The following is a 10330-nucleotide window of genomic DNA, read 5'->3' on the forward strand; positions in this document are numbered from 1 at the left end:
AATAAGGCATCCATGAGCGCACTTCCCCACTCCCAACACGATAGCCTGGCGCTGGCCGCCGAGCTGGAACAGGTGCGCGCGCGCTTTGCCGCCATCGTCTCCAACACCCCCGGCCTGGTCTACCAGTTTGTGCTGCGCCCTGACGGCAAGGTCAGCTTCCCCTATCTGAGCGACGGCTGCCTGGCGCTGCTGGGCGTGCCATCGGCCGAGCTGCACGCCGAACCGCAGCGCTTCCTGGCGCTGATCCTGGAAGTGGACCGCCAGTCCTACCTGGACGCGATGCAGGCTTCGGCCAGGGCGCTGTGGAGCTGGAACTGGGAAGGCCGCATCTGGGTCGAGGCATGGAAGGATGTTAAATGGATTAATCTGCGCAGCACGCCGCACCAGTTGCCGGACGGCGCGGTGCGCTGGGATGGCATCATGACCAATATCACCGACAGCAAGCTGGAACAGCTGGAAGTGCGCCATTCGCGCGCCCGGCTGGCCGAACTGTCGGCGCACACCGACCGCGTCAAGGAACAGGAACGCACCCGCATCGCCCGCGAAATCCACGATGAGCTGGGCGGCAACCTGACCGCCATCAAGATGGCGGTGGCGATGCTGGCCGCGCGGCTGGACAACAGCGCTGCGGCCGCCGATCCGGCACTGCGCGAAAAAACCGATTATGTCGATGCACTGGTCGACCGCACCATCGAAGCCATCCACCGCATTTCCCTGGACCTGCGCCCGGCACTACTGGACCTGGGACTGGTGGCGGCCCTGGAGTGGCAGGTCAAGGAATTCGCCAAGCAGACCGGCATCGCCAGCAGCTTCAGCGCCAACCAGCGCGACATCGGCCTGGACAATGACCAGGCCACCGCACTGTTCCGCATCGCCCAGGAGGCGCTGACCAATATCGCCAAGCACGCCAACGCCAGCAAGGTCAGTGTCAAGCTGGCGCGGCTGCGCTACCACGTCAGCCTGAAGATCAGCGACAACGGCGACGGCATCCGCCAGGATGATCGCAGCAAGCCGGCCTCGTTCGGCCTGCGCGGCATGGCGGAACGCGCGCGCGTGCTGGGCGGGACGCTGAGCCTGAGCCACGCCAGCGGCGGCGGCACGGTGGTGGCGATTAAAATTAAGCGCGATACTGTCCATGACAGCGTCGCGACGCCGCTGGCTGGCGCTACAATAGCGGAAGAAAACATTTCTACCGCGAAATAGTGTGTCTCAGAACACAGCGGCGGGACACAACAGGGTATAAAGGTTCATGACAGAAAAAGCCATCATCAAGGTCTTCATCGCCGACGACCATGCCATTGTGCGCGAAGGCTTGAAGCAAATCCTGGCCGAGACGCGCGACATCGTGGTGGCGGGCGAGGCCGAGAACGGCCTCGACGCGATCAAGCTGTTCCGCAAATCCGAGTGCCAGGTGATGCTGCTCGACATTTCGCTGCCCGACCGCAACGGCATCGAGGTGCTCAAGCAGATCAAGAAGGAAAAGCCGGAATTGTCGGTGCTGATGCTGTCCATGCACCGCGAGGACCAGTATGCGATCCGCTCGCTGAAAGCCGGCGCGGCCGGCTACCTGACCAAGCAGAGCGCGCCCAAGGAGCTGGTAACGGCGATCCGCCAGGTGGCCGGCGGCCTCAAATACATCAGCCCGGCGCTGGCGCAGGAGCTGGCCAACCACGTCGGCGACGACCACGAGGCGCCACTGCATGAAACCCTGTCCGACCGCGAATACCAGACGCTGACCATGATTGCCTCCGGCAAGACGGTCGGCACTATCGCCAAGGAATTGTCGCTCTCGGTCAAAACGGTCAGCGAGTACCGGGCCCGGCTGCTGGTCAAAATGAAGCTGAAGAACAGCGCCGAACTGACTCATTATGCAATTAAAAATCAACTTATTGAATAAGGCCGGGTAAGATAGCAATGTGGCAGCGAATTTATTGTTGCTGAAAGAAAAATTGTTAATGCTTTGATGAAAGCCACTTCCCGGCCCCTATTTCGGGCAATACCGGCGGCGGGGCGCGCTTATCATAGGCGTAATTGGTAATCCATAAAGAGGTACGCGCGTCATCATGTCCAGCAAACCCACCACGCCCGAGCAAAATCCGGCCGATATCGCACGCGAGGCGTTCCGCCGCCTGGCGGTGCGCCGCATTGCGCCGACGCCGGAAGCCTATCGCGACATTTATCACGAAATTGCCGGCATCGCGCCCGAGCCTGCCCCTGCCCCTGCCGCCCCACTGGGCAGCAGCGAGCCGGGACCGGAGTCGGTGCTGAGCCAGTTCGCCACCCGCATGACCGAGAAGACCGGCGAGCTGGCCGAGTTCGGCCGGCGCTTCGACCGCGCGGTCAAGTCGCGCGACTGGGAAGGCTATGCGCGCTCGCTGTCGCAGCTGGTGGAAAAACACTTTACCAGCACCAAGAAAGGCATCGAAGTGGCCGGCCTGCCCAGCGAAGAAAGCGAACAGGCGCGCAGCCTGCGCGATCTGCTGTCGCGCACGCTGACCTTCGCGGTGGCCTCGCTGCTGGCCGGCGCGCCGGTGCTGGCGGCCGAGGCGGAATCGCTGGGCGCGGCCACCAAGCTGGCGCACAGCGAAGAAGCGCTGGCCGAGATCGCCGCGCGCCTGAAACAGCTGTGCTACCAGATTGAAGTGCGCGGCGGCGACAGCGGCGAGCAGCAGGAATTGCTGCTGCGCTTATTCAAGCTGCTGCTGGAAAACGTCAACGAACTGCTGGACGACGACAGCTGGCTGCGCGGCCAGATCGAGGCGGTGCAGAACCTGATCGCCGGCCCGCTGGACGTGCGCGCGCTGGAGGAAGCCACGCGCAGCCTGAAGGATGTCATCTATAAACAAGGCCAGCTGAAGCACAGCCTGGCGGACGTCAAGCTCACCGTCAAGAATATGATGATGACCTTTATCGACCGGCTCAGCCAGGTGGCAGCCTCGACCGGCGACTTCCACGAGAAGATCGGCGGCTATTCCGACAAGATCAGCAAGGCCGACAATATCTCCGAACTCAACAGCATCCTCGACGAGGTGCTGAAAGAAACCCGGCTGGTGCAAAGCGAAGCGCTGAAAGCGCGCGACAAGATGATGCTGGCCAAGCAGGAAGTGCAGGACGCCGAGGCGCGCATCCACACGCTGGAAGCCAAGCTGCAGCACTTGAGCGAACTGGTGCGCGAAGACCAGCTGACCGGCAGCCTCAACCGCCGCGGCCTGGACGATGTGTTCGAGCGCGAAACCGCCCGCTCCGACCGGCGCGGCACGCCGCTGTGCATCGCCGTGCTGGACCTGGACGATTTCAAGAAGCTCAACGACACCTACGGCCACATCGCCGGCGACGCGGCGCTGAAGCACCTGGTCAAGATCGTCAAGGACACGCTGCGCTCGATGGACGTGATCGCCCGCTTCGGCGGCGAGGAATTCCTGATCCTGATGCCGGAAACCACCGTCGAAGCAGCCGCCTCGACCATGACCCGCTTGCAGCGCGAGCTGACCAAGCATTTCTTCCTGCACGATAACGAGAAAGTGCTGATCACTTTCTCGGCCGGGGTGGCGCTGCGCCGCGCCAATGAAGAGCAGACCGAGCTGGTCAAGCGCGCCGACAAAGCCATGTATACCGCCAAGCAGACGGGCAAAAACCGGGTGGTGGTTGCCGAATAAGCCAGTTTTTGCCCCAGCTGCCCCGAGCCCGGCCCTGCGCCGGGCTTTTTTTATGTCGAAAATAAATCTTTTTTCGCCCTAAAGTTTCATTTTTCAGCGTCGTTTAGACGCGCATGCATGACGAACTTTAGGGCCGAAAATGAAAATTTAAGGCCTTTTCTTCCCTAAACTTTCCATACGGGAACCCGTTACCGGTAATAACTGCGGTTTGATTGTCTCGGAACAGGGAGGCAGACCAAGGCCACATGAGGCACCTTGCCCACAATGCGTAGTACAAGTTTGGAGAAACATCATGGCACAAGTCATCAACACTAATATTGCATCGCTGAATTCGCAACGTAACCTGACCACGTCGCAAGCTAGCCTGTCGACCTCGTTGCAACGTCTGTCCTCCGGCCTGCGTATCAATAGCGCCAAGGACGATGCTGCTGGTCTGGCTATTTCCGAGCGGTTCACGTCGCAGATTCGCGGCAATCAACAGGCCGCACGTAACGCCAACGACGGTATCTCGCTGGCGCAAACGGCCGAGGGTGGCTTGAGCACCGCCGGCGACCTGCTGCAACGTATCCGCGAACTGGCAGTCCAGTCGGCCAACGGCACCAACTCGGCATCGGACCGCAAGTCGATCCAGAACGAGGTGGCATCGCTGTCGAAAGAACTGGACCGCGTGGCCAACACCACCCAGTTCAACGGCCAGAACGTGCTGGACGGTTCGCTGACCAACACCCAGTTCCAGGTAGGCGCCAACTCGAACCAGACCATCAACGTTGGCGTGCAAAGCGCTAAAGCTGGCGATCTGGGCAACAATACCCTGAAAGCGGTCAACAGCACCAGCACGCTGGGTGGCGCAACCGCTACCGCCGACAACCTGCTGATCGCCGATGAAACCATGACCATCAGCTCGGGCGCCGGCGTGGAAACCACGGTGCTGGCAAAAACCGGCGACAGCGCCAAGACGATTGCCGCCAACGTCAATGCCCTGACCGGCAGCAGCGGCGTCAGCGCGCTGGCCAAAACCACCGCCACCATCAAGAATATCGGCACCGACGCCAGCGGTGATGTAGCCGCCGCTGACCAGGGTGTGTCGAAGGGTGTCAAGTTCACGCTGCAAAGCGCCAACTCGGAAGCGGTGACCATTTCGGCTTCGGTGAAAGACGGCGACCTGTCGGCGCTGGCACAGGCGATCAATGCACAAAGCGGCACCACCAACGTGACCGCCAGCATCAAGATCAACCAGACCACCAACAAGAAAGAACTGCAGCTGGACAACAACGCTGGCGACGACATCAAGATTGTCGGCACCACCGATGACACCAACAGCGCCATGACCAATGCCAAGCTGCGCGGCGTTGACCTGCCTGACGATGCCAGCGGCACCCCGGTACCAGCCACTGAAGTAGACATGACCGGCACCGCCACGGTCGGCGGCACTGTCGACTTCTCGTCCGACAGCGGCTTCTCGATCGTGACCGCCGGCGGCGCTGGCGCAATCACCGGCGGCGCATCGGTAGGCAGCCAGCTGGCTTCGGTTGACAAGATCGACGTCAGCACCATCGAAGGCTCGAACCAGGCCCTGTTGACCATTGACTCGGCGCTGAACCAGATCAACAAGAACCGTGCTGACCTGGGTGCGATCCAGAACCGTTTCGCTTCGACCATCGCCAACCTGAACACGACCACCGAGAACTTGTCTGCCTCGCGTAGCCGTATCCAGGATACCGACTTCGCTGCGGAAACCGCAAGCATGACCCGCGGCCAGATTCTGCAACAAGCTGGTACCGCGATGCTGGCGCAAGCCAACTCGCTGCCGAACGGCGTGCTGTCGCTGCTGCGTGGCTAAGCCCCGGAATGAGCTGATTTAGGGAACAATCTAACGCTCTGACCAGGTTCCCCGACTGATTCGTTCAGTCGGGGATTTTTCGTAAAGGAAGCATCATGACTATCGATACCATAGGCACGGCCACCTCGGCCCGTACCGCAGACCGCTCGCCGGTCAGCTCCGACGCCACCGCGGCGCAGGGCGTTGCGCGTGCGCCAGCCACCGCGGTAGAAACAGCCAACGCCGTCAAAGGCAGCGCTGCCGTACCGACGCTGGACCAGGTTAACGAGGCCGTGTCGCAACTCAACAAGTCGTCCCAGGCCAAATCGCAGGGGCTGGAGTTTTCGGTCGATAGCGACACCAAGCGCACCGTCGTGAAAGTGGTCGATCAAAGCACCAAGGAAGTCCTGCGCCAGATTCCGACCCCGGAAGCCCTGGAAATCGCCAAAGCGCTGGAAAGCAAATCCAGCAGCGCCGGCCTGCTGATCCAGCAGACCGCCTGAAGCGGCGCGCGCACCCCGCGCGCCGTTTTTTTCCCATCTATGGCATCCTGCTCAGGAAGCCAACTCCCTCATTGCTGCCGATAACTGCGCGGTATCAGCCTGTCAACACTGCCTGTTTTTTCAGCTTTGCGCGAACTGGCGGGTAATCTCCCCTCTCAAGTCCGGTTTGATTCTGCCGATATTGACTTATATTATTGTTTTAAACAGGAGCAAAAAGTGGGCATCTCCTCCGCCGGTATCGGCTCAAATCTTCCGGTCGACAGCATCATCAGCAAGCTGATGGCGGTCGAGTCGCAGCCGCTCGCTACCTTTGATAAAAAATCCGCCAGCTACCTGGCGCAGGTGTCGGCCTTCGGCAACCTGTCCGGCGCACTGGGCACCTTCCAGTCGGCGCTGTCGAGCCTGACTTCGCTGTCGGGTTTCCAGACCATGAACACCTCGCCCGGCGATCCGTCGGTCTTCACCGCGTCCGCCAACAGCACCGCCAAGGCCGGCAGCTACCGCATCAATGTGTCGCAGATCGCCCAGGCGCAGACGCTGGCCACCGGCGGCTTCAAGAGCACCACCGCAGCCATCGGCCTGGGCAACAAAACCACGGTCAGCTTCTCGCTGGGCACTGTCAGCGGCGGCACCTTCGGCATCACCGGCACCCAGCTGGGCGCCAGCCTCAGCTCCGGCGGCTTGACGCCCGGCGCCCTGTCGATCAACGGCACAGCCATTGCCACCGACAACAACACCCGCAGCGCGCGCCTGCTGGCCGACGCCATCAATGCCAAGAGCACCACCACCGGGGTCTCGGCCAAGGCCACCGAAACCGTCACCAGCGCCACCCTGTTCGGCGGCGCCGGCGCTGCCAGCTTCGGCGAGGTCAGCACAGCTGGCGGCGGCAGCTACTCGCTGTCGGTCGGCGGCGTGCAGATCGCGCTGCAGGAAGACGGCGTGGCGGCCGGCGACGGCGTTAGCGCCGCCTCGATCGACGCCGCCCTGAGCGGCAACACCGCCACCGCGCGCGCGCTGGCCGACGCCAACATCACCTTCACCGGCACCGCCGCCGGCGGCGACCTGCAATTCCATAACGCCGACGGCAGCAATATCGCCATTGCCGAGGCAGTCTCAGGCAGCGTCAGCGGCGGCATCGGCAACAGCGGCCAGGCGAATATCGGATCCAGCACCACGGCGGTAGCATCAATCCAGCTGATTTCCAATGACGGCAGCCCGATCAACGTGGGCGGCAGCAACCCGGCCGGCGCCGGCCTGACCGCCGGCGTCGGCGGTGCCTACCTCGGCGCCAGCTTCGGCGCGGACGCCAGCCGTACCGCCGGCAACATCGTCATCGACAGCAGCAACAACTCGCTGACCGGCATCATGGAAGCGATTAACAAAGGCAACTTCGGCGTCACCGCCAGCATCGTCTCGGACGGTTCGACCGGCACCGGCGCCACGCCCAACCGCCTGATCCTGACTTCGACCGCCACCGGCCAGAGTTCGACCATGAAGATCACGCTGTCCGGTTCCGGCGGCAATCCGCCGGACGACGCGCTGGTCAGCCTGCTCAGCTACGATCCGGGCGGCGTGCAGAACCTCAGCCAGAAGTCGGCAGCCTCGGACACCAAGGCCACCGTCAACGGCATTGACGTGACCAGTTCCAGCACCACCATTTCCGGCGCCATCACGGGCGTCACCATCAATGCGCTGAAGGTCGGCAGCAGCACGCTGGCGGTCTCCAAGGACACCAGCGGCCTGACCAGCGCAGTCAATGGTTTCGTCAAGGCCTACAACGAACTCAATACCCAGATCACCACGCTCGGCGGCTACAACACCGAGACCAAGACTGGCGGCCCGCTGCTGGGCAACTCGACCTTGCGCAACCTGCAGGCATCGATCCGCAACCAGTTGTCCAGCTCGATTACCGGCTTGCAAGGCAGCAGCCTGACCAATCTGTCGCAGATTGGCGTTACCTTCCAGAAGGACGGCACGCTATCGCTGGACGGCAGCAAATTGCAAAAGGCGATCGACAACAATTATGCCGACATTGCCAGCCTGTTTGCCGCCGTCGGCCACAGCAGCGACCCGGATATCAGTTTTGTCAGCTCCAGCGCCAAGACCCAGGCGGGTGAATATGCGCTCAACATCACCCAGCTGGCCAGCAAGGGCACGCTGACCGGCAACCTCGCACTGCCGGCCGAGACCACCATCGCGGCCGACACCAAGTGGACCATCACGCTGAACGACACCACCCCGCCGACGCTGAGCAACACGCAATCGGTCAGCATTCCGGCCGGCACCTACAATCCGGCCCAGCTGGCGACCGCATTGCAGTCGGCCATCAACGGCGTCAGCGAATTTTCCAAGGCCGGCGCCACGGTGGCGGTGACGGTGGATGACAACGGCATGCTGAAACTGGAATCGACCCGTTACGGCTCCAAATCCAATGTCACGGTGATCAGCGACACCGGCAGCGCAGTCTCGACCGTGTTCGGCAGCGCCAGCTCCGTCAAGGGCGTGGACGTGGCCGGCACCATCGGCGGCTACACCGCCACCGGCGATGGCCAGACGCTGACCGGCGCGCCGGGCGCACCGGTGGACGGCCTGAAGCTGACCGTCAGCGGTGACGAGATCGGCCCGCGCGGCACCTTTGGTTTCTCGCAGGGCTATGCCTACCAGCTCAACACGCTGGCGGCCGGCTACCTGGGCGGCAGCGGCGTCATCGCCGGCCGCACCAAGGGCCTCAACGATACGGTCAAGGATATCACCGCGCAGCGCGACAAGTTCAGCGCCCGCCTGGTGGATATCGAAGCCCGCTACCGCAAGCAATACACGGCGCTGGACACCATCATCGCCAGCATGAACACCACCCAGTCGTTCCTGACGCAACAGCTCGAAGCGCTGTCGGCGAATAAGTAACGGAACGCATCAACAGGAGAGAAAGTATGTTCGGATCTCGACAAACTGGCGCCAGCGCCTATGCCAAGGTTGGCATGGAAACCGGGGTAGTGGCCGCCAGTCCTCACAAGCTGATCGTGATGCTGTTCGACGGCGCGCTGGTGGCGCTGAACGCGGCATTGAGCGGCATACAGAGTGGCAACATCGGCGAGAAAGGCAAATCCATCTCCAAGGCCATCATGATCATCGACAGCGGCCTGCGCGCCGCGCTCGACAAGAAAGCCGGCGGCGAAATCGCCGAGGGGCTGGACGCGCTGTACGAATACATGAGCGGCCGCCTGCTGACCGCCAACATCCAGAACGATGTGAGCATCATCGAAGAAGTGCAGCGTTTGCTGACCGAGTTGCGCGACGCCTGGAACGCGATCGCCGACACCCCTGCCGCCAGCGGCATCCCCCAACCCAACCTCGCGAGCGCCTGATTTATGATGACGATTCAAGACGTCCTTTCCGTGTACGCCGCCATGGCCGACCTCAGCGAGCAGATGGTGCAGGCCGCCGCGCGCAGCGACTGGGACGCGCTGGCGCTGCTGGAGCAGCGCAGCGCCGCGCATGTGCAGGCGCTGCGCGAGCAGGAGCCGCAGCAGCCGATGTACGGCGCCGAGCGCGAGCGCAAGATCGAACTGATACGCCAGATGCTGAACGCCGACCGCCAGATCCGCGACCTGACCATGCCGTGGATGAGCCAGTTGTCCAAACTGATCAACTCCACCGGCACTGAACGGCGCGTCGTCAACGCCTACGGTAGCGTCTAAGCCAGGCGCGCGCCATGTTGCCGCGCCTGGACGCCGCCATCACGCCGGTCAAGCCGGCTGATGGCGCTGGCGCCGGCGCCGCCATTGGCGACGGCCGCCAGGCCGCCTTCCAGCGCGCCATCCAGAGCCTGGTCGGCCAGACCGTCAGCGCCGAGGTAATGTCGAAAATGAAGGACGGCAGCTACCTGGTCAAGGTGGCTGACAACGCCGTCCGCATGATGCTGCCGGGCGATACCCAGGTTGGCAGCAACGTGCCGCTGACCGTACTCAGTGCCCAGCCGCGTCCCACTTTTCAGCTTGGCAATACGCCGGCCGGCAGCGCCCCCACCGTGCTGTACACCGAGGCCGGCGCTGCCGAAGGCGGTGAAGCCGCCCCCCTGCCGTCGCAAGGTGCGGCTGTCTACGTGCCGGGCAATGGCAAGCCGCCGGCTGGCGCGGCGCCAGCTCCTCCGGGCCTGCCTGGCGCGCCGGCCGATCATGCCGAAGCCCCCGCCGACGGCGAAGCCGCACCCGGCCAGCTCAAGCCCGGCGCCCAGGCGCCCAACCTCCCCCCCAGCAGTACCCGCCCCGGCCTGCCGGCAGGTGCAGCGGCTTCGGCTGGCCCGGCGGCTGACTTGCCGGATGCGCCCGGTCTGCCCGGCGCCCGGCCTGGCG

Annotated in this window: 8 protein-coding genes and 2 pseudogenes; all 10 read left to right on the forward strand. The window is 63.2% G+C overall.

What is annotated here, in order from left to right:
• Nucleotides 1–12: 12 nt before the first annotated feature.
• Nucleotides 13–1203 carry a sensor histidine kinase gene (locus tag KW842_RS08975; RefSeq protein WP_218303723.1) on the forward strand — a complete coding sequence of 397 codons (1191 nt, stop codon included), beginning with the start codon at nucleotides 13–15 and terminating at the stop codon, nucleotides 1201–1203.
• A gap of 46 nt (nucleotides 1204–1249) precedes the next feature.
• A complete protein-coding gene (locus KW842_RS08980) occupies nucleotides 1250–1897 on the forward strand; it encodes a response regulator transcription factor (RefSeq protein ID WP_218303724.1) in 648 nt (215 codons plus the stop codon).
• A 166-nt stretch (nucleotides 1898–2063) separates the two neighbouring features.
• Nucleotides 2064–3656, forward strand: a complete 1593-nt coding sequence (locus tag KW842_RS08985) for a GGDEF domain-containing protein (protein WP_218303725.1) — start codon at nucleotides 2064–2066, stop codon at nucleotides 3654–3656.
• 292 nt (nucleotides 3657–3948) lie between these two features.
• Nucleotides 3949–5496, forward strand: coding sequence for a flagellin (locus KW842_RS08990; protein ID WP_218303726.1), 1548 nt, complete (start codon nucleotides 3949–3951; stop codon nucleotides 5494–5496).
• A 95-nt stretch (nucleotides 5497–5591) separates the two neighbouring features.
• Entirely contained in the window at nucleotides 5592–5978 is a 387-nt protein-coding gene (locus KW842_RS08995; protein ID WP_218303727.1) for a flagellar protein FlaG, read from the forward strand.
• 216 nt (nucleotides 5979–6194) lie between these two features.
• Nucleotides 6195–6500, forward strand: a pseudogene (locus tag KW842_RS27865) (flagellar cap protein FliD N-terminal domain-containing protein); the annotation flags it as partial.
• A 576-nt stretch (nucleotides 6501–7076) separates the two neighbouring features.
• Nucleotides 7077–8882, forward strand: coding sequence for a flagellar filament capping protein FliD (gene fliD / locus KW842_RS09000; protein ID WP_373925155.1), 1806 nt, complete (start codon nucleotides 7077–7079; stop codon nucleotides 8880–8882).
• A 26-nt stretch (nucleotides 8883–8908) separates the two neighbouring features.
• Nucleotides 8909–9343 carry a flagellar export chaperone FliS gene (gene fliS / locus KW842_RS09005; protein WP_218303729.1) on the forward strand — a complete coding sequence of 145 codons (435 nt, stop codon included), beginning with the start codon at nucleotides 8909–8911 and terminating at the stop codon, nucleotides 9341–9343.
• A 3-nt stretch (nucleotides 9344–9346) separates the two neighbouring features.
• Complete coding sequence (locus KW842_RS09010) at nucleotides 9347–9676, forward strand: flagellar protein FliT (protein ID WP_218303730.1); 330 nt, start codon at nucleotides 9347–9349, stop codon at nucleotides 9674–9676.
• 14 nt (nucleotides 9677–9690) lie between these two features.
• A pseudogene (locus KW842_RS09015) lies at nucleotides 9691–10330 on the forward strand (flagellar hook-length control protein FliK); the annotation flags it as partial.

The organism is Duganella sp. sic0402 (genome assembly GCF_019219065.1).
Taxonomy (GTDB): Bacteria; Pseudomonadota; Gammaproteobacteria; order Burkholderiales; family Burkholderiaceae_D; genus Rugamonas.

Bases quoted from the DNA above. Each gene is read 5' to 3' on its own strand.
- KW842_RS08995 (WP_218303727.1), top strand. From the start codon at position 5,592: ATGACTATCGATACCATAGGCACGGCCACCTCGGCCCGTACCGCAGAC.
- KW842_RS09010 (WP_218303730.1), top strand. From the start codon at position 9,347: ATGATGACGATTCAAGACGTCCTTTCCGTGTACGCCGCCATGGCCGAC.
- KW842_RS08975 (WP_218303723.1), top strand. From the start codon at position 13: ATGAGCGCACTTCCCCACTCCCAACACGATAGCCTGGCGCTGGCCGCC.
- KW842_RS08980 (WP_218303724.1), top strand. From the start codon at position 1,250: ATGACAGAAAAAGCCATCATCAAGGTCTTCATCGCCGACGACCATGCC.
- KW842_RS08985 (WP_218303725.1), top strand. From the start codon at position 2,064: ATGTCCAGCAAACCCACCACGCCCGAGCAAAATCCGGCCGATATCGCA.
- KW842_RS08990 (WP_218303726.1), top strand. From the start codon at position 3,949: ATGGCACAAGTCATCAACACTAATATTGCATCGCTGAATTCGCAACGT.
- fliS (WP_218303729.1), top strand. From the start codon at position 8,909: ATGTTCGGATCTCGACAAACTGGCGCCAGCGCCTATGCCAAGGTTGGC.